Consider the following 22,430-nt stretch of genomic DNA (forward strand, 5'->3'; position numbering starts at 1 on the left):
TCAAAAATCAATATATCTGAAAGCCGCAGACATTAATCTCAAAGTTTTAAAAAGCAATAAAAAACAACGGTTTATTGCGCCATGTATAATAAAAAAGCTAATTTTGCACGACGACACGCAGTTGTTATCATAACAACATTCTGACCTACATGGCAAGTATCCTTATAGTTGAAGACGACCTTACATACGCAACCATGATGCAGACATGGCTGCGCAAAAAGGGTTTCACGGTTGAGAAAACAAGCTCTGTAAGCGCCGCGGCACGGGCTGTGACCGACGGCACAGGCTTCGACCTCATACTGTCTGACCTCCGTCTGCCCGACCACGATGGTCTGTTTCTGCTCAACTGGCTGCGCAAGAAGAATATGCAGACGCCCTTCATCGTGATGACGAGCTATGCCGAAGTGCAGAATGCCGTGCTGGCCATGAAGTCGGGAGCGTGCGACTATATAGCCAAACCCGTGCAGCCCGACATCCTGCTGCAAAAGATAAACGATGCGCTCGACAGCCACAACGCAGCAGCAGCCGCCACGGCAGGAGCTACGCCGACGACAGCAGCAACACAAGCAGCCCACGACAACAACGCGGCGGCAGAACAGAAGACGCACACGGCCGCCAAGAAATACATAGAAGGCACGAGCGAGGCTTCGCGCCAGCTCTACGACTACGTAAACCTCGTTGCGCCAACGCCCATGTCGGTGCTCATTCTCGGAGCCAGCGGCACGGGCAAGGAGTATGTGGCGCGCCGCATTCACAGCCAGAGCAACCGCGCCGACAAGCCCTTCTTTGCGCTCGACTGCGGAGCCATACCCAAGGACGTGGCGGCATCAGAGTTCTTCGGATACACCAAGGGAGCCTTCACAGGCGCCACGACTGACAAGCGCGGAGCCTTTGAGGAGGCCAACGGCGGAACGCTGTTCCTCGACGAGGTGGGCAACCTGACCTACGACGTACAGGTGCAGCTGCTGCGTGCCCTTCAGGAGCGCAAGGTGCGCCCGTTAGGCTCGCCAAAAGAGATAAGCGTGGACATACGACTGGTGTGCGCCACCAACGGCAACCTGGCGCAGCTCGTGGCCGACGGAAAGTTCCGCGAAGACCTTTATCACCGCATCAACGAGTTCACCATATATATGCCCGAACTTAAAGACCGCGGCGCCGACCTGTTTCTGTTTGCCGACCTCTTTGTCAGTCAGGCCAACGAGGAGCTGGGACGCAACGTGGCGGGATTCGACGACAAGGCGTCGGAGATGCTTGCGCGATACAGCTGGCCGGGCAACCTGCGCGAGCTTAACAACGTGGTGAAGCGTGCCACCCTGCTTACGCGCGGCTCATACATCGGCACCGAAGAGCTGTCGAAGGCCATGACGCGCCCCGTGAGACAGGAGCCCACAGCCCTACACGACGAGCAGACCGAACGCCAGCGCATAATAGACGCCCTGCGCGCCACGGGCGGCAACAAAACCAAGACGGCCCAACTGCTCGCCATAGACCGCAAGACGCTGTATAACAAGATTCAGAAATACAACATCGAGGCGTAACGGGCATTTGCCAATTGAGAATGGAGAATTGAAAATTATGATTACTCTTGTGGCGATTAAAAGGGTGATGCTTTAAGGCTACAAGTTTCACATATTAGTCAGCATAATTCATACTGAAGATTTGCATAGTCAACTTAACTCTATACATTCAGCAAAAACATCGTAACATGATCAGGAGAATAATTATTGCGACTTTGGCCTTAATGTGCATCGTGCCATACACGGCCAAGGCGGACACAACTCTGAGCGAAAGAATATATATACTTTCTTCTATATGGAAAGAAATAAGCAACAACTTTGCATTTCCTGAGAAATTCAAGGAGACTAATCCTGACAGTCTTTACAGATGCTATCTTACTAAGGTCTTGAATGCCGAAAGCGAACAGGAGTTTTCGGGCTTAATGACACAGTTCATGGCTCACTTCGACGAGGGACACACACGATTTAACGACAGCAACATCATACGCTACAGGGTGCCGCTGATACTTACATGGGCTGGAGACAAACTGCTGATAACCAACACTACAAGGCAGCTAAAACCGCTGTTGCCTGTTGGCAGCGAGATTAAGAAGGTGGACGGCTTGACGCTCGACGAATATCTGCAAAGGCATGTCTATCCGTATGTTTCGGCTCCCAACATGGAATGGAGAAAGAGAAAGGCTCTCGACATATTCCTTACAGGCAAGGAAGGCGCGGAATTTCATATTGAGATAACGACTCCTAAGGGCAAGACCATAAACACAAAACTCATGACAAGCATAAGGAACTACGACGACACTGACGACTGGAGCATCAGACGCGACACGGCAAAATGCCGCATAAAGAAGCTGCCAGGCAACATCATGTATATGAAGATGAGCACGTTCACGTTGCCCGGCACAATAAAAAGCGCTTTTGAGAATAACCTCTCTGATTTCTTGTCTGCCAAAGGCGTGATATTCGACATACGCGAAAACCGAGGAGGAACAGACGAGTCATGGCACAACATAATAAGACATATCGCCGACAGAAACACTAACATATTCGACGGCTTAAAGATTATGACAAGAGTGGCTAACACGGCCTACGAGATGTACGGCAAAAATGTCAGCCAACTGGCCGACTACTATAACGGCGTGGCCATGCAGCCCGTTCAGGAAGGCTGGTTCGTGATGAAGAACAACACGCCCGACTCGTTGAGAATAACCGCCCCCGTTATAATTCTTGTTGACGGATTTACGGCATCGGCAGCCGAAGACTTTGCCGCAACAATGAAGAACCTGTCGCTCGGCAAGATTGTAGGCACGCCGACAGCGGGCGTGATAAGCAGTCCTAAATTCTGCAACTGGGGGCACGGCTACTCGTCGCTGATAGCTGAATGCCGCTTCACCAATCCCGACGGTTCAGATATTATCAACACCGGCATACAGCCTGACGTCTGCATAGAATATACCGAAAGCGACGCACTGGGCAAGACCGACTCAGCACTAGCGGCTGCGCTGAAGATGCTGAAAGGCAAAAAATAGAACAAGACATCAACCCCTATCAAAACAAAATCATGATTATGTCCGTTTTGCTATGCCATATAATGACTGAGCAAAACGGACATAACGCAATATATAAAGAACATTTATTTTATTATATGGCGCTAAGCATGCCGCTCTTTTTGCCGCTGCGGCCTGAGCATCAGCCACACCCCCGACATACATAACAGTCCTACGCCCAGCAGCGTAAACCATATGCAGCGCTCATTGCCCGGAATGCGCACGTCGTAGGGGTTATCCGGATTATACAGCACCCCAATGCTGTCGCCTTCACTACAGAATGGCAGATAGCACTTCTCCGATATATATGTCTTGCCGTAGCGCTCTGTCTCGTAGCTTATGCGCATCTCCCAGTGCGTACGCCTCTTCCGGTGCCAGTATTCTCTCTTATAGCTGAGCTTGTCTATCACGCCGGTGGCATGGCCCAAAGCGCCTGAAGCCTTCGACAGCGACACAAAGCCGTAGACGCCTCCGCCGAGCATGAGCAGTCCTACGACAAAGAGCAAAAGACAAATAACCTTATTGCGAGACGACACCGCACATCTCCCCTCCGTGCCATGCTCCGAATATCGTTTATCTGTTGTGTATTTCATAATCTAAACCATTTCTGCTACAAAGATAGCCAAAGGCGAGAGCAATGGCAAATAAAAAACAGCAAAGTTTTTTCATTTGACACTGCCGAGCCGCACACTATCTTATTCAAAGATAGCCAAAGGCGAGAGCAACGACAAATAAAAACAACAAAGGTTTTTTTCATTTGACACTGCCGAGCCGCATACTATCTTATTCAAAGATAGCCAAAGGCGAGAGCAATGGCAAAAAACGGCAAAGTTTTTTCATCTGACTTTGCCTTAAAATTATTATATTTGCAACAAAACAAACATCAGACAAAGAATAATGAAAATATATAAAATATGCTTCAGCCCGACGGGCGGAACCGAAAAGGTGGCTGGATTTATTGCCGCAAAGCTCGGCAGCGACATAGTAAACATTGACCTTACCGACCGCAAGGCCGACTTTAAGGGCGTTGCTCTCAACGACGACGACGTGGCCGTGATAGCCGTTCCGTCGTATGGCGGACGCGTGCCTGCACCGGCAGCTGAACACATAACGCAGATAAGCGGCAACGGCGCAAGGGCCGTAATAGTATGCGTATACGGCAACCGTGCCTATGAGGACACTTTGGCCGAACTGCAAGACTGCGCCCTTAAGGCAGGATTCAGCATCGTAGCAGCCGTGGCAGCCATAGCCGAACACTCTATTGTCCGCCGATATGCCGCCAACCGCCCCGACCAGGACGATTATACCGCACTTAACAAATATGCCGAACAGATAGCCGCCAAGCTGAACAGCAACGACTCTGCCACGCCTGCAATACCCGGCAACAGACCATACAAGAAGGCAGGAAGCGTAGGCTTCGTGCCGCGCCCCACAGGCCAATGCACAAGCTGCGGCCTGTGCGCCTCTAAATGCCCGACAGGCGCTATCAGCACAGACAACCCTGCAAAGGTGGACAAGAAGGCCTGCATATCATGCATGCGCTGCGCCGCCATATGTCCTCACGGCGCAAGAAAGGTGAACAGACTGCTCCTCTCTGCAGCAAACATAATGCTGAAGAAAGTATGCTCAACAAGAAAAGAATGTGAGCTTTATATCTGACATCACAGGGCGTATGACTGTTTCCGGCATCTTACCTACAAGATTCCCTACCCCTGACAGCAGCACTTATTTGTAAACATTCTTCATATTTTCCCGACCATTTGACGCTCTCAGAACACGCATGCTCTTCGCCATGCTGCGGTCGGGCAGAAAAGGGCAAAAAACGGGGCGTTTTGTTAAGACACTGACTGACAGCGAGTTGCAGCAAATAAGCGTGAAAAGCGGAAGTGTTAAAAAACATAACCGGCCCACTTACGCATAAAAAGTGGCCCGTTTACGGATGAAAAGGTGTCATTTCTGAGGCTCAAACTTATGGTTTCAGGCTCAGAAATGGCTGATTTTAGTGGCATTTTTCGGCTTATTTATAAACGTATGTTAATGAAGTGACGTTCTTATTGCCATTTCCTTAACATACGTTTACTTTTTATTTTCCAGATTGAAAAATATTTTTGTCATAAGTTTTTACCGCCATCTCCACGCCTCATTTAAACTATGAAATAAAAAGCGCCTATGAAAAATCTAACCAAAATCAGCTCAATATAAAAAATACAGACCGAATACTAACAACCGATTTTGGTTAAAAAATTTTTCATTATTTTGCGTTATCTTTTGTTTATATTTATATTTTTATTTAATTTTGTCGACGAACTAATATATCTGTTACCTCCGGTGAAGCTGAACACAGTTCACTGATAACGGCGGGCATAAGGTCCTGCTGGTGACAGAATGTGGTCGGGGCCTCAAGTGCAAGGCCCATCAGGCTAACACCGGATAAGGTATACAATTTACTTATTTTGCATATTAAAGACATTTACCTGCAACTTGTTACTAACTTAAAGATATTTACAGGCATAAGCTTTGTTATCTGAGAATTGAGCAAACATTTCCTGACGGGTGTGTCTTTTAATTATGTATTTAGCGCTTAACCGCAATACGCTAAGACAAAATGTGCTCGTTGTCTAATGAGAACACCCGGCGAGGCGGGCAAACCTCAAACACCGGATTTGCCTCCGATGTGTCCCCCAGAACGTGTAAATCAGCTAAAGGGGTGTCCCCCAGTAGTGTCCGGAGACAAAGTGCCGACCCGCCCGACAAGCCCGACCAGGAGGCTGTGTGGTTCCTGATGAGGGCTGCATACGGACAGGAGAGAAAAGCCAAAGACATACTTGAGGCGGAAAACATAGAAGTGTTCCTGCCCGTAACGAACAAAATGCGCATAATAGGCGGCAAGCGCAAGCTGATAACAGAATCGTTGATACCCAACTTTCTGTTTGTACACACCACCGAGAGAATGATAAGAAAATACGTGGGAAGCCCCGGGCTCAGTTTTCTTCATCACTATTATATCCCCAACAAAGACGAAAACGGCTGTCCGATAGGCAAAAGCGGAATAAAGCCGCTCATAGTTCCCGACGACCAGATGGAGTCTTTCCTCAAATGGTATGAAACTGAAGACGAGAACAAGATGTTCATCTCCGACACTGAGAGCGACATATCCAAGGGGGACAAGGTGAAGATAATAAGCGGTAAGTTCACCGGATTCAGCGGCTTTGTCTGCCGCGTAAAAAGGCAAACCCGCGTGGGGGTAACCATCAATGGCTTCGGCACGATAGTGACGGCATACGTCCCGAAGGCATTTTTACAAAAAGTCACAGAACAGTAAAGAAACAAATTATATCTACAGCAAATATATTTTAAACAGATATGGATATCTTAATCGGTAAATTTGGTAATCAGCCATTTAAACTGACCGAACCAAGCATAAGCCGCGAGCATGCCTTGTTTCATCTTGACGAGGCCACCGGCAAAATGACCCTTAGAGACAACAACTCGACCAACGGCACATGGATAATGTCGGCCAGCGGCAGCTTCAAGCGGCTTACGGGCGAGGTTCCGGTGAGCCTCAACACGCTTGTGCGCCTCGGGGCAAGACACACCTTCCGCATAAAGGAGCTTATGGCGCAGCAGCCGCCCAAGACCGACGACGCCGTGGACATAAGCGAGCTGCGCAACATCTACGAGACCTACAACCGCAACAAGATGTCGCTCGAGGCCAAGACGTCGAACATAATGATGATGAGAATGGCGTCGCTGTCGCTGGGAAGTATCTTTGCCATACTGCTGACGATGCTTCTGCCCAAGGACTTTGCAGGCGACACCACCGCCAGCGCCGCCATCAAGGTGGCAGGCAGCATAATAGCCATAGGCTTCTCGTGGATCATAGTTGACGTGAAGAACCGCAGCCTCATACAGCGCAAGGACCAGAACGAGCGCTTTTTCAGGAAGAAATACTGCTGCCCCAAGTGCGGCTACCACTTCGGCACAAAGCTCTATGAGAACATCCTGGCCGAGGGCAAATGCCCCAACAGCAGCTGCAAGTGCAAGTTCAAGGGAAAATAGCAACCTTAAAAAGACATCATATTATGAAACACACAAGCATGATTAAGCTGATATCGCTGTCGCTGATGCTACTGCTGGCAGCAGCGGCATTTCCGCAGAAGACCTACGTGGTGTCGGTCGGCATAGGCGAATACAAGTATCCGCAGGTGGCCCCGCCCCTGCCCTGCTCGGTGGGCGACGCCCGTGCCGTGTCGCGCTTCTTCTACAAATACAACGGCAGCAGCGTGTTCATGCTGCTCAACTCCAACGCCACGCGCGACCACATACTGAGAGTGCTCAAGTCGGAGTTTGCCAAGTCTACGCCCAACGACGAGATAATCTTCGTCTACAGCGGCCACGGCGTGCAGGGCGGACTTACCACCTACGAGACCAAAGACGCCTCGAGCCTCATCACATACAACGAGATACAGAACATCATGAAGTCGGCCAAGGCCCGCCGCAAGGTGATTCTGGCCATGGCATGCTATTCGGGAGGACTAACGCTGAAGAACAGCAACGGCGGCAGGACGCCGCGGCGCAGCACGCAGAAGACAAGCGTGATGCTCTACACGTCGAGCCGCGCCAACGAGGTTTCGTGGGAAAGTCCCGACATGACCAACTCATTCTTCATCAGCCGCATACTCGAGGCCTTCAGGGGTGCCGCCGACAGGAACGGCGACAGGAAGGTTACGGCGCGCGAGCTGTTCAACTATGTCAACCCGAGAGTAATCAGCGACACTGAAGGCCAGCAGCATCCGCAAATGTGGGGTAAATTCGACGACAGCATGGTGGTCGTTTACGTAAAATAAAAACAACTATAGCAACAATGATAATAAAATGTCCATACTGCGGCCGGCGATTCGAGCTTCAGCGCCGTCCGCCCGAAACATTCTGCTGTCCCAAATGCTCATACAAGGTGCCGTTCAGCGTGATACTGCAGGAGCAGCACTCTGAGAAGACCATGGCAGCGCCGGCATCAGGCGCCACCGTTACGGCAGGAGGCGAGCCCCAGGGACTGCCCACGTCGGTCATCAACGGACAGGGAGACAAGACGGTGGTGGTAGAGGGCCTCAACGGCGGACTGAAGACAAGGCTCATACCCGAGCTGCAGCAGAAGAGCAAGGGCATACTGCAGGTGAGCTTCCAGGGCATGAGCTTCGGCACTATTAGCCTGCCCCACGGCAACTACTACAACCTGGGACGCAAGAGCTCTGACAGCACCGCACAGATAAAGATAACACCCGACATAGCCATGAGCCGCATACATGCAGGCATGCGTACCGTGAAAACGCCCGCAGGGCAGATTGTCTACCAGATAACATCCGTGAAGACAGAAAACCCCGTATACGTCAACGGGCATGCCATACCCAAGGGCAAGGCTTACAGCCTGAAGACGGGCGACATGATAAAGATGGGCGAAACCCTGATGAGGTTTCAAATGGTGTAAACACTGAACAACGATAGATTATGTCACAGAACAAGACAATAGTACCGGGCGTCGACTACGACAATCCCGGAAGCAGCGAGTATGACGAGGCAGCGTTCAGCAGCCTCTACACACGTTCGGGCAACGACGACAACCGCACGTGCATAGCCGGCGCGCAGGGACATGGCTTCCAGGCACAAAGCGCGTCAGGCACAGCCGTGGCCGACAGAGACACCCGGCAGATAACCATGCAGAACCGCGTGATAGTGGGCTGTCTCTTCTCCATATCCCACGGACTGCTTGGCGAGATGTTCCCGCTCTATCTCGGACGCAACGCCATAGGACAGGCAGCCGGATGCGACGTGTGCCTAAGGGAGAAGACCGTGTCGCCCGAGCACGCCATACTCTACATACGCAAGGAGGGCAACCCCGTGCGCTTCAACATGACCATAACAGACTACAACTCGGCCAACGGAACCGAAGTGAACGGCACCGACGCCAGATATAACACTCTGACCGTAAACGAGAACGACGTCATAAGCATAGGCAGACACTACAAGCTGCTCGTAAAGACATTCAACGTGGAGGAGGCCGGCCTCTTTGAGGACGAAGGCTTTGAGGAGACAGGCATGGCGGCTGCAAGCGCCGCAACGGCAGCAGACACCCGCCCCGAGGCTGACATACAGGACAACTTCTACTCACCATCGGGCAGCAGCGACGACTCGTCACGCACCGTCATATCGGGCATGTTCTGACGCGCCGGCCACACGCCCGTAAACCATCATACAGAAACATATATCGCTTGACAATGAACGATAACCATCCTACATCTACAATCGGCCTTGAAGAAATAAAACTCATAGCCTCAACAGACACATGCGAGGCATACGGACGCTCCGGCATAGGCGGACGCGAAGAAAACCAGGACTCATACGGCGGCATGGTCAGCGGCAGGGCTGTCATCCTGACCGTATGCGACGGCATGGGCGGCATGAACGGCGGACAGACGGCATCGCGCATAGCGGCCACAGAGATAGTGCAGACCCTGGCCGAAGTGCCGGCAGAGAAGATTGGCCCCGAGGCCGTAAGCAGCGCCGTTGCCAACGCCAACGCAGCCATCTACAGGCGCGCGCTCAACGACCCGCCGCTGCGCGGCATGGGCACCACGACGACGGTTGTGGCCATAACGCCCGAGGCGGCATATCTGACACACATAGGCGACAGCCGCATCTACCAGCTGAGAGGCGGAAAAAAGATATTCAGAACCTTCGACCACTCAAAGGTGTTCGAGATGGTTGCGAAAAATCTGATGACCGAAGAGCAGGCGCGCCTGTCGAGCTTCTCCAACATAATAACAAAGGCCCTGGGCATAAGGCCGCAGGCAGCTGTCCAGGTGGAGAAGATACCCTACAGGGCCGGCGACAGGTTCATACTCTGCTCCGACGGCATATGGAACTGTGAGCCCGAACCTGAGATTATAAAGATGTTCAACGCCTCAAAGCGTCCCGACGAAGCCCTGCGCTATCTAACAGAAAGAGTCAACGCCATAGGCATACAGAACGGCGAAAGCCACGACAACCTTACAGCAATAGTTGTCGACATGAAGAAAGACTCAACATACCAGTACAGCTACATGCGGCGCATAAAGGACGCTCTGTCAGAGCAGATAAGGCAGATAAAGAAGAAGAAATAAAAAAGACAGACATAACGCATGAAGAAAATAACAGTAGGACGCGGCAACGACTGCGACATTGTCATACCCGACGAAAGGGACAACGTGAGCAGACACCACATGGTCATCTCGTTCAACCTGCTTGGCAAGATGACCATAAGCGACACAAGCAGCAACGGCACCTTCATCAACGAAAGGAGAATGCTGAAAGGAACATCCATACCCGTAACAAGAAACGACAAGATAAGGCTCGGAGACCGCTGGAACTTCGACTGGAACCTGGTAAAGGACCCTTACGTAACAATGCGCAAGACTATTATTGCGGCAGCCTCACTGCTGGTTGTTGTCATCATTGCTGCAGTATGGCTCATGTCTGCCGGACAGACGCCGGCACCCGAAGCAGCTCCTGCTGCACCTAAGGAATATGTAGAGCAAGGCAAAGGCGAATGGAACAAAGACTCCACCAACAAGGTTGCCCCCACGGAGATGTCGATACCCATAGGCACCAAAGCCGCTGCCGGCGACAACGACGCAAGCACCCGCAGGCGCAGCAGCAGAAAGCAGAGCGCAGGCAAAGCCGTAAAGGCTAAAGGCAACGCAGGGCAGACCAAGGCATCGGCCAACGTGAATGCACGCACGGACAACATGCCTGTAATAAACTGACAATAAGCACATCCGGCAGCATGGGCAATAAGCCAAAGGCCGGATGGCTGACATAAATACCGACCGGCATTAAGGATTACAGCAACAGCTGCCGGCAGAAAGCAGATAAAACACAGAATAATAAAAACGTTTTTAACAATAATGCGGACAACTATATACAAGACTGCATCAGCAGTTGTTCTCCTGTTGACCATCATAATTCCTGCATACGCACAGCAGGAAACCACCCTGATAATGAAAAACGGCTCAAAGATTACGGGCAACATCGTGGTTCAGAGGCCCGGCAAGGACATCACAGTGGAGGCAACAAAAGCACTGCTGGTGGTCAGCGACGGCGAAATAAAGTCGAAGAAAGACAAATATGTAAAATACGAAAAACTTCCGCGCGAATGGAAGCGCTGGGCCATGGAGACGAAGGCTCTGCAGGGAAACGCCGACGGGCGCTATCTGATGATGCACAGCATAACGACCGGAAACTACACCTACACCGACGTGGTGAAGACTGAAAAGGGCAACGCGCAGACCGACACTTACCTGCAGGCCGTGCCGACGACATTCAGCATAAAATGGAACGACATACAGGAAATCAGGCGCAAGGCTCCTGAGGCTGAAGAGGCCACGGGCGTTGACGACGAGGTGGAGACGGCGGCAGGAAAGACTTACCGCGGAACCATAGTGTCGCAGAAGATAGGACAGACGCTGGCTGTAAAGACCAGTTCGGCAACGGTAGAGCTGGGCATGGGCAACATACGCGAGATACGCAAGGTGGCACGCTCGCTCTCGCAGCCGCTCTTCGGTCAGGCAGGATTTGTCAACACGATAGTGATGAAGGACGGAACATCCAAGGACGGCATAATGACAGTTCAGCATTATGGCGCCAAGACCGACGACCAATATGTAACCCTGCTACACGAGGACGGCTCGAAAGAGAAAATACTGGCAGCCGACGTAACGGAATACAGGACTGCATACAACGGTGAAGACGGCGAGACATACAAGCCCGGCAGAGTCTACGTAAACGAGTTTGCCATATCAAGGGCAAGGACAATGACCGAAGACGGCGTCACGGCCTATGTGGACAAGAAGGTGTATCCCTTTCCCGAAGGCATCGTTACCACCTTCAAGGCTGCCGGCGCCAAGTTTCAGGGCAGCTGGCACCTGATAGCCCTCGACAACGTGGAACTGAAAAACGGCACAAAGAGCCAGGGCTACACCACGAAGACAAGAAAGACCAACTGCATTGACCCGTCGACAACCGACATGTCGGGCGGCATTAGCAGCATATCGTTCACCTATCTCTCACCCGGCTTCTATGCCCTCGTATGCGACGACAACCCTGAAACCTACGTGATAAAAATAACCAAATAGGCATACATAAAAATAAATATATGCGCAGGCTTTCAGGCTATATCTCCTATAATGAACGACGCCCGCCTGAAAAAAAATTTGAGTTAACCGTAAGAAAGTCATCCTAAACAAATCTATACTAATATAAAGGCAAAGCCGGCTAAGGGCTGAAGCCTCTGAGAACAGAAAACGAAAAAATAACCATTAAACTGTAAGATTATGAATACTAACGGAACTAACCCAGGAATGAACGTTGAGGATTATGAGGATAAAGCCATCCAGAAGAGCAATGCAGCAAAGAGAATAGCTGTTGGCGGAGCAGCCTTCTTAGGAGGAGCGGCAGTGGCCGGCGGAGCAGCCTATGCGGCAGGACAGCCTGAAGGACAGACGGCAGACGAGACGCTTACAACTGAAGACATAATAGGCGGAGCCGAGGCAGGAAGCGAATATAAGGAAGCTGAAACACAAGAAACCCAGGAGACTCACACCGCTACGCACACAACGACAGAACACGTGGTGATAGTGGAAAAACCGGCGGCAGAAGTGTATCATGAGGAGGCACAGGCGGCAGAAGAGCCGAACGTAACATGGGACGAAACCACAAACTTCTATGTAGGCGACACAAAGATAGGCTCTATCGAGGAAGGCACCATCAACGGCCATAAATTCGCAATAGCCGACGGCGACGGCGACGGTGTGGCTGACCTGCTTGCCGTAGACTCAAACGGAAACAACCGCTTCGACCAGGACGAGTTCATGCAGCTCAGCGAGTCGGACAACATACACATGGGACACGAAACGGCTCAGGTAACCAACGAGCGATTCACCCCACAGGAGATAAACGGATACGATGAACAGCATCAAGCAAATGAAAACTATATAGCACAGAACCAGGAGCCTATATACAACAACTTTGAAGACGAGAAAACCGGCGAGGCATACCACGGCGACTTCGCAGAGAACAATCCTGACTACAACCCTAACGGACTGGTAGACGGATATAACTCTAACCAGTATCTGGCAGAAAACGACAGGTATTCAGCCGAAATGGAAGGTTTGCCCAACCCTGAAAGCCGTATAGACGACGGATTCAACGAAGACATAGCCGAAAACGACATATATGCTGCCGACGAACAGCCTGAAGAATATATAGCCGAGAACGATACTTATACTGACGACAGCACATACACTCCCGAAGTGGACGATCCTGCAATGGCACAAGCCGAAACATACGGCGAGCCAGACAACATTGAATACGACAGTGACCTGGCCGAAAACAATGCTGATGCCGAGGCCGACGAGAACAGCGAATCGCTCGACTCCATGATGGAGAATGAGGAGTTTCTTGGATAAATAGAGAAATAACACAGATAGTCAAACAATAAAAACAATTAAGAATATGCCTAAGAAAACTTGTCCAAACGGACATATATACGACTCTAACATCTATGGTGACGAATGTCCGTTGTGCCCGAAAGACGGCAACAGCACACAGTTTAACTCAAAACAAGATTTCGGAATGCCTCCGTTCGACCAGGCTCCTGACTCAGCATACAGAACACGCGTTGCCCCTCCTGCAGGAATGCCGCAGCAGGGGGCAATGGGTTCGCCTGTGATGGGCGGAATGGACGCTGCCGGCGAGACACGCTTCCCCGGACAGCAGCAGTCGGCACAAAGACCCGTGAACGGCACCATAATCAGACAGCCCAAAGGCGTGCCCACGGCACAGGGACGCAAGCTGGTAGGATTTCTGGTAACCTACAACCGCGATCCGCTGGGCAAGTCATACAACATTTATGAGGGCAAGAACTTTATCGGACGCGACCGCTCATGCGACATCTGCGTGCCGGAAGACAAGCAGATGTCGGGCCGCCATATGTCGCTCCTTTACAGAAACGTGGACAACAAGTTCAAATACCGCGACGAGCAGTCGAGCAACGGAACCTTCGTCAACAAGGAGCTTTCAGACGAAGGCGAACTGAAGAACTACGACATAATACGCCTGGGCAGCACCGTGTTCATTTTCATAGCAATACCACAAATAGGATAAAATCATGGAAAACTATATAATAGCCAACTGCACCGACACGGGCAGGGTGCGCAGCGTTAATGAAGACAGCATGACCACGTTCGACTCTCCAAACGGAAGAGTCGTTGTAGTATGCGACGGCATGGGCGGACAGAAGGCCGGCGACGTGGCATCGCAGCTCGCCGTGGCCGTGATACAGGACATCCTGACCGACAACACATTCGCCACAGCCGAAGAGGCTATCAACAGCTCTATCATTGCCGCCAACCAGGCCATACTGCGCAGGGCTTCGCAGAACGACGGACTAAGCGGCATGGGGGCTACATGCGTGATGATCATCATCAGGGACGGACAGGTGTACTACGGCTCTGTGGGAGACAGCCGCATATACTACGTGGCCAACCGTAACATACATCAGATAACCAAAGACCAGTCGTATGTCCAGGCGCTCGTCGACTCAGGACAGATAAGCAAGGAAGACGCCGAGCATCATCAGGACAAGAACCAGATAACCAATGCCCTCGGACTTGAAAACATGACACCTCCCGTGATAGGACAGATGCCTATAACGCCAGAACCGGGCGGTGTGTTTGTGCTGTGTTCCGACGGCCTCAGCGGAATGGTCAGCAACAATGCCATACTCAACACCGTAACGCGCTATGACCTGCCGCTGAAGGAGCGTGCAGACATGCTGGTGAGCCAGGCCAACGATGCAGGAGGAGTAGACAACATAACGGTGCAGCTCGTGGAGTTTCCTGGCGGAGGAGGCAAGCGCGGCAGCATGCAGCCCAACGGCTACACCTCAACACGCGCAAAGAAAAGCCACACGCTGCTTTACTCCGTAATAGGCCTGCTGATGGTGGCAATAGCCGGCGGAGGCATCTACTGGTACCTGAACAAGGACAGCAAGCCGCAGACAAAGCCCGAGGTAATAATGAAGAAGACACAGACACAGGCAAAGCCGCAGCAGAAAGCTGAGACCGCTGAACCTTCAGCACCCGAGACTACCAATAGCACAAAGGAGGTGAAGAAGGTGATTACCGTAAAGGAAAGCGAGCCCGTCAAGACCGTAAAGCCAAAGGTTACAGACAACAAAATATCTACAAAGAAAGCCATCACGAAAGAAGCTCAAAAAACAACTGACAAGAAAGGAAGCTCAAAGACAGAAGAGATAAAGAAAAAGATTGTCGAGGAAAAGAGCGGAGACACCGGCAGGAAAGAGAAAGATGGCATTGTGTATGAAAATCTAAAAGGCGAAAAATAATTATCTCGATGAGACAAATTGCTAACTATATCATTGACGACGAGCCTATTGCCCGTGGAGGCATGGGGAGAATATTCCGTGCACGCGACACCAAGGGCAACATAGTGGCGATAAAGGAGATTCTCCCGGAATTTGCCACCGACTGGTCGATAATAGACAGAATAGAAAAGGAGGTGAAGTTCCTTGTAAGAATAGACCACCCCTCTATCGTAAAGCTCTATTCGGCCTTCCGCGACGAGCACACACAGTGCTACTATATCGTCATGGAACTTGTTGAAGGACTGAACATCGAACAGTATGTAACAAGGCATGGCCCCATACCAGAACAGCAGGCTGTGGAGATGATGATGAAAATACTCGACGCGCTGCAGTGCGTACACGACTCACACATCGTGCACCGCGACATCAAGCCGTCGAACATCATGGTGCGCCCTGACGGCAGCATCTGCCTGCTGGACTTCGGCATAGCCAAGGATCTTGACAACAATAACGGCAACACCATACCGGGCTCTATACTCGGCACAAACGGATATATGAGTCCGGAGCAGGCTGCCGGCTACTCCATAAACTACCGTTCGGACATATATGCCGTAGGCTGCGTGTTCTTCTATATGCTCACAGGACACCATGCCTTCAACACGCTCTCCAACGAGTTTGAGACGAAAGACTCGATAATAAACGACGAATTTCCGAAGCTCTCCAAATACAAGAAGGGCATATCCGACGTGCTGCAGAAGGTGCTCGACAAGGCTACGGCCAAGAACATGATGCAGCGCTACCAAAGCTGCTACGAGTTTATGTCGGCACTGAGCAACGGCACCAACGTAAGCAACATATCATCGCGCAACATGCCGGTGAAGATATCAGTAGGCCGCGAGATGTGCGACATCATAGTGAACGACTCGGCACGAAAGATAAGCCGCCACCACGCTGACATAGAGCTGAAGGAGTTTACCGGAGGAAAATATTATGTGTTCACAGACTGCAGCTCAAACGGCACTATCGTAAACCGCAAGTCTGTATGCAAGACCTCGGTAAACATCCCCGCCAGCGGGCCTGCCCCGGAGATTTATCTCGCAGGAGTGATTGAGGGACATCTCGACTGGAACAAAGTGGTGGAAGAACTCGACAAGCGTGCACGTGCCATACAGGACGCGGAAGACACGCCGACGGAAGATGACAACACCGTGTCGGAAACGACAACCATATCCAAGCCCAATGAAGAAAACGCTAAATATGTAGAGAAGGATGCCACGGGATGGCTGATAGCAGCCTACATATTTGCCATTCTCGGCGGATTCTTAGGAATAATACTTGGCACGGTGGTAGCCACAGGAAAGGTGGAGATGGTGAGCGGCGAAAAAATATACAAATACAAGTCTGACCACCGCAGGCTCGGATGGGGTGCGGCAATATTGTCCATCATATCCATGGTCGTGTGGAAATTCGTCATCCTTGTGTGATAACCTTCCATTACTGATATATAAGACTCTTGGAGACATTACCCGCCGGCGGAATTATCCTGACTGGCAGCTGACAGTTATAGTTTCAAAAGATATCATTTCAGCCTGCGGAACATGGGCTTTCGTCTTCTGAAAGATAACCTTTCACAACATAAAAGGACACCTTTTGGAAACCTGCCGGAATCAAGAGAAAACCGTAAGAAAAAGCCGCAGAAATGCGACAGACCGTAAGTTCCGGCGCAATGGCATAAAAAAACCTGACGTCTACCTTGAAAATCATTCATTGAAGCAACATGATACCGACAGACATACTTAATTATAGAATTGTGCGCCACCTGGGCTCAGGCGGCATGGGCAGTGTTTACCTTGCAGTAAACACGAACATTGACCAACAGGTGGCAATAAAGGCCTTGAAGCCTGAAATTGCCCGTAACCCCGCGCTCCGCGCACGATTCAAGCAAGAGGCCGAACTGCTCTGCTCGCTCGACCACCAGGGCATTGTGAAGTTCCTCAACTATGTTGAAACGCCTGAAGGCGTATTCCTTATAATGGAATATGTCAAAGGAATAACGCTCGAAGACTTCATCAACAAGAAAAACGGCCTGATTGTCGAAAAGAAAGCCTATCCCATGATATGTGAGATACTTGATGCGTTTGAATATGCCCACTCAAAAGGCATTGTTCACCGCGACATCAAGCCCTCGAACATAATCATACAGGAAGACGGGCATATTAAGATAATGGACTTCGGTATAGCGCAGATTGTGTCTGAGGCTAACATGGCTGACAGCAGATACATAATGGGCACACCGACATACATGAGCCCCGAGCAGATTTACGGCAGGAACGTAGACACCCGTTCGGACATATATTCAATCGGAGTGCTGATTTACCACATGCTGACAGGCCGCGCACCGTATGACTCAACCATGCTTACGGCGCAGGAAATAAGGCAGAAGGTGGTGAGAGAAGACATGCCGCGCATGGCAGAATATTATCCTTATATATCAAACAAGATACAGGAGGTTGTAGACAAAGCCACACAAAAGATTCCCGAAGCACGCTATCAGTCGTGCATGGAGATGAAGGCCGCCGTGAAAAAAGCCATCGCCCCCGACCCTATACCGCGCCCGCTGATCTACGGAGGAGCAGCCGTCGCGGTGATACTGATGCTCGTGGGCTTCTTCACATGGGACTACTACCGCACAAAGGTAAAATACTATCGCGATTATGTTGAAGTCTACGGCATACCCGAAGGAGTGGGCCGGCTGAGCAGCAGCGAAATGTCTCACCGCGAGGCGTCGTACCGCTTTGAATATTCAAGACACAAGCTCCGCCGCGTGTCGTACGTGAACAGCAAGGGCAAGCTGGTTGACCATCACGACTCTGAAGACAAAGACCGCATAGTTGACATGACGCTGCTTTACACCGAAGGAAGCGGAAAGGTTGACTCTGAGAAATTCATGGACCGCAGCGGCAAGGTGCTGTACGTAAAAGACTACGACAGCAACATGAAGACCTGCACCTTCAAGCTGGACGACGAACTCGGCACCGAGATGACGCTCAACGCACAGGTGAAGCTCTTTCAAAGCGCATTCGATGTTTCTCTCGACGGAAAGGGGAAGATATCAAAGTACATTCTCGAATATGATGACGAAGGACATCTCGTGAAGGTTGAATATGCCGGATTCGGCAATGTCAGGGTGCCCGACGGACAAGGCATCTTCGGCCGCAGATATGTCCTTGATGACAAAGGACGCGTAATAGAGGAACACTATCTTGGAAAAGACGGCAAGCCCAAGGCCACACAATTCGGCCTAGGCGTGAAGAAATTCACCTACGACGATGACGGCAACCTGTCTAAGATTGTTTACCTCACGGTGGACGGAAAGCCGAGCAGCGACGGCAACAACTGCCCGGTGGTGCTGCTGACCTACGACAAATGGGGCAACCGCACATCAGAGAAATACACCGACATAAACGGCCAGCCGATGATACGCAAGGACGACGCCTTTGCGGGCATTCTCTACGAATACAACGACGACGGCACATGCAAGAAGAGACAGTATCTCGGAGTAGACGGCAGGCTGACATACGTTAAAGGCGTCAGCGGATATGTCAACGAGTATGATGACAACGGATACCTGTCGGGCATTTCGTATGTCGATGCCAAAGGAAATGCGGCATACTTCAACGACACGGATGACGAAGCCACATATTCGAAACAGAAATTTGTCAACGACGACAAGGGGAACATTATCGACCACAAGCTGCTCGACGCGTCGGGCGAACTCGTAGAGACGGCTTACTTTGCCCACAAGAAAAGCACATACGACTCGCTTGGCAACATGCTCACAGAATATTACTTCGACAAAAAAGGAAAGATATACGCACCTGCCAAACTGGGATACGCCGGTCTGGAGGCAAGATACGACAAGCAGGGACGCCTGGCAAGACTCACCTACATGGGCGCGGCCAAGGAGCGCATAATGCTATCAGACATGCACTTCTGCTACTTCACCAAAGAATATGACGCCCGCGGAAACTGCACGAAGTTCTCTTACTTCGACGACAAGGACAAGCCGGCCATGACATCACAGGGAGCGTCAACGGTGTGCTATGAATATGACGACAACGGGAACGAGACAGCGCGCTACTTCCTCGACACCGAAGGCCGCCCGTGCGTGCTCAACAATTTCTGCTCACGCGTGGAATACGAGTACGACAGCCAGGGCAACTGCATATCAGAAAGGCACAAGAACACCGACGGAAAACTGATGTCGGTGTCGGGTGTGGCATACTATGAGTGGGAGTTCGACCAGAAAGGCAACGTAACGGCCGAACGCTCCATGGGCACAAACGGAAAGCTTGCCGCAGGAAAATATGAGATCAGATACAAATATGACGGACGCGACAACGTAACCGAACGCTCCTACTTCAGCAGCGGAAACAGGCCGGCACTGTGTGACGGGGGATATCACAAAGAGGTGATGAAATACAACTCGAACAACATGTGCGTGCAACAGGAATACTACGGAACCGACGGCAGGCTGAAAAACATCAGCGGACAGAACCTTGCTGTCATAAAGCGCGAATACGACGAGCGCGGAAACAAGACCTCGGAAGTGTTCTTCACGCAGAACGGCACACGAGGATGCGACAACGAAAAGGTGCACAAATACTACAACCAGTACGACAGAATTGCCAACAAGGTGAGCCATCAGATTTCATTCGGCATTGACGGCAAGCCAGTTGTAGCCAACAATATCGCGGCTGAAGGCCGCACCGTCTACGACAAGCGGGGCAACATGACCAAGATAATGTGCTATGACGGATACGGAAAGAGCATAAACGGCAGACAGGGATGGAGCGAGTGCAGATTCACATACAACGAAGCCGGCGACATAACCTCGAAGGCATACTTTGACATCAACGGTAAAGCCGTTGCCGACAAGAGCGAGAAGATACACAAGTATACATACACATACAACGGGATGCGCATGCTAAGCAGCGAATCTTATTACGGCGCCGACGGCAAGCCGGCAAACACGGCAAGCGGATACAGCACCGTAAAATATAAGTACAACAAGCAGAACCAGCTTACGGAAACGGCATGCTACGGAGCCGGAGGCCGCCCCGTGGACAACAGTCAGGGATGGCACCGCCTGGTTTACTCTTACAGGGCAGGCACACAGTATAAATGCGTCTTCTACGACAAGAACAACCGCAAGCTGGGCACAGCCACAAACACAGACGGCAAATGGAGCCTGCAGGTGGAGCAACGGCAGAACATGACCGGAGGCTACGGCTGGCAGGCAGCATGGCGGCAAGCGGCAAGAGAGTGCCCCACAAGGATAGCCGACGGACTGACAATAGAAAGCGTAACCGTAGGCAACGACGCCGTTACCCTGGCCGTATACATCGAGAACTTTTCATCAGAACAGATAACAAGCGAAATGCTCAACGTCCTGCGGCAGTTTGTGTCAACACTTAGAAAGTCGACGTCGACGCCGTCGTATGTTGACATACGCATGATAGTGTACGACATGAACCACGAAAGGACAGCCATAATATAAAAAGAATAAGAACAATAACACCTATAAGACGATGAAAACTTTAAAAATCATTATCTGCCTGCTTTTAGCGTTTACGGCATCAGCATCGGCAGGCGATCTGACTCCGGCTCAGAAAGACGCACAGCTAAAACTTTACAACTATTTGCAGAAGAAGAAATACGAACCTTCTGTCGACACGTCTGACAACAGTGTATGCTTCCGCCGCGAGGGAGTGCTCTACTGGATAACGTTCGACGAGAACTCGCCCATACTCTACACCTTCCACAGAAAGGCATTCAAGGTGGGCGCTGACGAGATGTCGTATAAGCGCATACCCAGCATAATAGCTGCCAACGAGGTAAACCGCAAGCACAAGACCGTGAAGCTTACCGTTGAAGACAAGAAGGTTGAGATAGCCATACAGGTATATGCCGCAAAGACCGAAGACTTCACGGCAGTGTTTTCAAGCTATTTCTCAAGATTTGAGGATGTAGACACCGACTTTAAGAACGAATACCAGACGGCTCTAAAGGCTGAGCGCGAATCAATGAACAGACTGGAGGAGGAGGCACGCAAAGACCTTCCGCCAAGCGTGCTCACCGACAAGATTGTCAACATGTCCTTCCGCCTGCTCGATGCCGACGGCGTGGAGAAGACGGCCTACGACCAGCCTCTGCGCAGCTTCAACGCAAGATACATACAGGCACGCATAGAGTTTGCGCCATGGAGAGAGAAGGCACAGGACTTCGACCTGCAGCTGAGGGTTACAAGACCTAACGGAAAGACCATCTGCATGCCAGGAAAGAAAGTAACCTCGGAGATGAACATAACACTCGAGAAGTCGAAGAAGAACCAGATGATAGAGTTAGGACAGTTCGGCTCGCCTAAAGAAGGATTCTGGAAGGCCGGCGAATACAAGGTGGAAGTCATCGAGTCGGGCGACGTAATTTACACCACCACGTTTAATATCCTGTAAAACACACACAACATGAAAAAGCTAATCATATTTGCCGCCATAGCCGTGCTGACGGCGGCTTTGTGCGTAAGCTGCAAGCAAAAGAACAAAGACATTGAACTGCTGCAGAACTTTGTTGAAGAGATAAACTCACAGCCGGGCAAAGACCTTGCTAACGGAACAGTGCTGACAAAATGTGAATACAAGCAGGGCGACAGCCTCTTCACATACAGGATAAAGATAAGCGACGACCGCTTCAGCAACGTTGCGGCAGACTCGGTGAAGAGCACGCTGTCAAAGAAGCTGACAGAGCCGGGAATGCAGAAACTTGTAAAGATACTGTCGCGCAATTCTATCGGACTTCAGTATGTCTACGAGATGGAAGGCAACGAGATGACCGTAGTGTTCACTCCTTCTGAACTTAGCACACAGCAGAATCAATAACATTTCATCAACG

General features: G+C 51.0%; 19 protein-coding genes. 18 read left to right on the forward strand and 1 reads right to left on the reverse strand.

What is annotated here, in order from left to right:
- The first annotated feature begins 149 nt into the window (after positions 1 to 149).
- Both ACU52_RS02225 and ACU52_RS02230 read left to right on the forward strand, forming a co-directional pair.
- Positions 150 to 1,538 (forward strand): sigma-54-dependent transcriptional regulator, encoded by a 1,389-nt coding sequence (locus ACU52_RS02225; protein ID WP_053397585.1) that lies wholly within the window; start codon positions 150 to 152, stop codon positions 1,536 to 1,538.
- Between the two features lie 167 nt (positions 1,539 to 1,705).
- Positions 1,706 to 3,043: a S41 family peptidase gene (locus ACU52_RS02230; RefSeq protein WP_082335123.1), complete on the forward strand. Its 1,338-nt coding sequence runs from the start codon at positions 1,706 to 1,708 to the stop codon at positions 3,041 to 3,043.
- A 122-nt stretch (positions 3,044 to 3,165) separates the two neighbouring features.
- Here ACU52_RS02230 and ACU52_RS02235 read toward each other — a convergent pair whose 3' ends face one another.
- Positions 3,166 to 3,654 (reverse strand): DUF3592 domain-containing protein, encoded by a 489-nt coding sequence (locus tag ACU52_RS02235; protein WP_053397587.1) that lies wholly within the window; start codon positions 3,652 to 3,654, stop codon positions 3,166 to 3,168.
- A 304-nt stretch (positions 3,655 to 3,958) separates the two neighbouring features.
- Between ACU52_RS02235 and ACU52_RS02240 the strand changes: the two genes are divergently transcribed.
- The 16 genes from ACU52_RS02240 to ACU52_RS02315 all read left to right on the forward strand — a co-directional run bounded on the left by ACU52_RS02240 (position 3,959) and on the right by ACU52_RS02315 (position 22,417).
- Positions 3,959 to 4,720 carry an EFR1 family ferrodoxin gene (locus ACU52_RS02240; protein WP_053397588.1) on the forward strand — a complete coding sequence of 254 codons (762 nt, stop codon included), beginning with the start codon at positions 3,959 to 3,961 and terminating at the stop codon, positions 4,718 to 4,720.
- A 1,048-nt stretch (positions 4,721 to 5,768) separates the two neighbouring features.
- Positions 5,769 to 6,383, forward strand: a complete 615-nt coding sequence (locus ACU52_RS02245) for a UpxY family transcription antiterminator (protein WP_162207743.1) — start codon at positions 5,769 to 5,771, stop codon at positions 6,381 to 6,383.
- Positions 6,384 to 6,424: 41 nt separating this feature from the next.
- Positions 6,425 to 7,120, forward strand: a complete 696-nt coding sequence (locus tag ACU52_RS02250) for an FHA domain-containing protein (protein WP_021854078.1) — start codon at positions 6,425 to 6,427, stop codon at positions 7,118 to 7,120.
- Between the two features lie 23 nt (positions 7,121 to 7,143).
- A complete protein-coding gene (locus ACU52_RS02255) occupies positions 7,144 to 7,908 on the forward strand; it encodes a caspase family protein (protein WP_053397590.1) in 765 nt (254 codons plus the stop codon).
- A 17-nt stretch (positions 7,909 to 7,925) separates the two neighbouring features.
- Positions 7,926 to 8,546, forward strand: a complete 621-nt coding sequence (locus ACU52_RS02260; RefSeq protein WP_053397591.1) for an FHA domain-containing protein — start codon at positions 7,926 to 7,928, stop codon at positions 8,544 to 8,546.
- Positions 8,547 to 8,566: 20 nt separating this feature from the next.
- The gene (locus tag ACU52_RS02265; RefSeq protein ID WP_053397592.1) at positions 8,567 to 9,280 is read left to right on the forward strand and encodes an FHA domain-containing protein; all 714 of its coding nucleotides are present in this window, start codon (positions 8,567 to 8,569) and stop codon (positions 9,278 to 9,280) included.
- Between the two features lie 53 nt (positions 9,281 to 9,333).
- The gene (locus tag ACU52_RS02270; protein ID WP_053397593.1) at positions 9,334 to 10,218 is read left to right on the forward strand and encodes a PP2C family protein-serine/threonine phosphatase; all 885 of its coding nucleotides are present in this window, start codon (positions 9,334 to 9,336) and stop codon (positions 10,216 to 10,218) included.
- Positions 10,219 to 10,236: 18 nt separating this feature from the next.
- Positions 10,237 to 10,860, forward strand: coding sequence for an FHA domain-containing protein (locus ACU52_RS02275; RefSeq protein WP_053397594.1), 624 nt, complete (start codon positions 10,237 to 10,239; stop codon positions 10,858 to 10,860).
- Between the two features lie 141 nt (positions 10,861 to 11,001).
- Positions 11,002 to 12,228 (forward strand): hypothetical protein, encoded by a 1,227-nt coding sequence (locus tag ACU52_RS02280; protein WP_053397595.1) that lies wholly within the window; start codon positions 11,002 to 11,004, stop codon positions 12,226 to 12,228.
- A gap of 198 nt (positions 12,229 to 12,426) precedes the next feature.
- Entirely contained in the window at positions 12,427 to 13,560 is a 1,134-nt protein-coding gene (locus tag ACU52_RS02285) for a hypothetical protein (protein ID WP_147630739.1), read from the forward strand.
- Between the two features lie 46 nt (positions 13,561 to 13,606).
- Positions 13,607 to 14,257 carry an FHA domain-containing protein gene (locus ACU52_RS02290; protein WP_053397597.1) on the forward strand — a complete coding sequence of 217 codons (651 nt, stop codon included), beginning with the start codon at positions 13,607 to 13,609 and terminating at the stop codon, positions 14,255 to 14,257.
- Positions 14,258 to 14,261: 4 nt separating this feature from the next.
- Complete coding sequence (locus tag ACU52_RS02295) at positions 14,262 to 15,500, forward strand: Stp1/IreP family PP2C-type Ser/Thr phosphatase (protein ID WP_053397598.1); 1,239 nt, start codon at positions 14,262 to 14,264, stop codon at positions 15,498 to 15,500.
- A gap of 8 nt (positions 15,501 to 15,508) precedes the next feature.
- Positions 15,509 to 16,963 carry a protein kinase domain-containing protein gene (locus tag ACU52_RS02300; RefSeq protein WP_053397599.1) on the forward strand — a complete coding sequence of 485 codons (1,455 nt, stop codon included), beginning with the start codon at positions 15,509 to 15,511 and terminating at the stop codon, positions 16,961 to 16,963.
- A 293-nt stretch (positions 16,964 to 17,256) separates the two neighbouring features.
- A complete protein-coding gene (locus ACU52_RS02305) occupies positions 17,257 to 21,039 on the forward strand; it encodes a serine/threonine-protein kinase (RefSeq protein WP_053397600.1) in 3,783 nt (1,260 codons plus the stop codon).
- A gap of 31 nt (positions 21,040 to 21,070) precedes the next feature.
- Positions 21,071 to 21,994, forward strand: a complete 924-nt coding sequence (locus ACU52_RS02310; protein WP_053397601.1) for a hypothetical protein — start codon at positions 21,071 to 21,073, stop codon at positions 21,992 to 21,994.
- A 12-nt stretch (positions 21,995 to 22,006) separates the two neighbouring features.
- The gene (locus ACU52_RS02315; protein WP_053397602.1) at positions 22,007 to 22,417 is read left to right on the forward strand and encodes a hypothetical protein; all 411 of its coding nucleotides are present in this window, start codon (positions 22,007 to 22,009) and stop codon (positions 22,415 to 22,417) included.
- The last annotated feature ends 13 nt before the right edge of the window (positions 22,418 to 22,430 follow it).

The sequence above is a fragment of the Xylanibacter rarus genome, assembly GCF_001275135.1.
In the GTDB taxonomy this organism is placed as follows: Bacteria; Bacteroidota; Bacteroidia; order Bacteroidales; family Bacteroidaceae; genus Prevotella; species Prevotella rara.

Coding starts and splice junctions, on each gene's coding strand:
- ACU52_RS02225 (WP_053397585.1), top strand. CDS start 150: ATGGCAAGTATCCTTATAGTTGAAGACGACCTTACATACGCAACCATG.
- ACU52_RS02230 (WP_082335123.1), top strand. CDS start 1,706: ATGATCAGGAGAATAATTATTGCGACTTTGGCCTTAATGTGCATCGTG.
- ACU52_RS02235 (WP_053397587.1), bottom strand. CDS start 3,654: ATGAAATACACAACAGATAAACGATATTCGGAGCATGGCACGGAGGGG.
- ACU52_RS02240 (WP_053397588.1), top strand. CDS start 3,959: ATGAAAATATATAAAATATGCTTCAGCCCGACGGGCGGAACCGAAAAG.
- ACU52_RS02250 (WP_021854078.1), top strand. CDS start 6,425: ATGGATATCTTAATCGGTAAATTTGGTAATCAGCCATTTAAACTGACC.
- ACU52_RS02255 (WP_053397590.1), top strand. CDS start 7,144: ATGAAACACACAAGCATGATTAAGCTGATATCGCTGTCGCTGATGCTA.
- ACU52_RS02260 (WP_053397591.1), top strand. CDS start 7,926: ATGATAATAAAATGTCCATACTGCGGCCGGCGATTCGAGCTTCAGCGC.
- ACU52_RS02265 (WP_053397592.1), top strand. CDS start 8,567: ATGTCACAGAACAAGACAATAGTACCGGGCGTCGACTACGACAATCCC.
- ACU52_RS02270 (WP_053397593.1), top strand. CDS start 9,334: ATGAACGATAACCATCCTACATCTACAATCGGCCTTGAAGAAATAAAA.
- ACU52_RS02275 (WP_053397594.1), top strand. CDS start 10,237: ATGAAGAAAATAACAGTAGGACGCGGCAACGACTGCGACATTGTCATA.
- ACU52_RS02280 (WP_053397595.1), top strand. CDS start 11,002: ATGCGGACAACTATATACAAGACTGCATCAGCAGTTGTTCTCCTGTTG.
- ACU52_RS02285 (WP_147630739.1), top strand. CDS start 12,427: ATGAATACTAACGGAACTAACCCAGGAATGAACGTTGAGGATTATGAG.
- ACU52_RS02290 (WP_053397597.1), top strand. CDS start 13,607: ATGCCTAAGAAAACTTGTCCAAACGGACATATATACGACTCTAACATC.
- ACU52_RS02295 (WP_053397598.1), top strand. CDS start 14,262: ATGGAAAACTATATAATAGCCAACTGCACCGACACGGGCAGGGTGCGC.
- ACU52_RS02300 (WP_053397599.1), top strand. CDS start 15,509: ATGAGACAAATTGCTAACTATATCATTGACGACGAGCCTATTGCCCGT.
- ACU52_RS02305 (WP_053397600.1), top strand. CDS start 17,257: ATGATACCGACAGACATACTTAATTATAGAATTGTGCGCCACCTGGGC.
- ACU52_RS02310 (WP_053397601.1), top strand. CDS start 21,071: ATGAAAACTTTAAAAATCATTATCTGCCTGCTTTTAGCGTTTACGGCA.
- ACU52_RS02315 (WP_053397602.1), top strand. CDS start 22,007: ATGAAAAAGCTAATCATATTTGCCGCCATAGCCGTGCTGACGGCGGCT.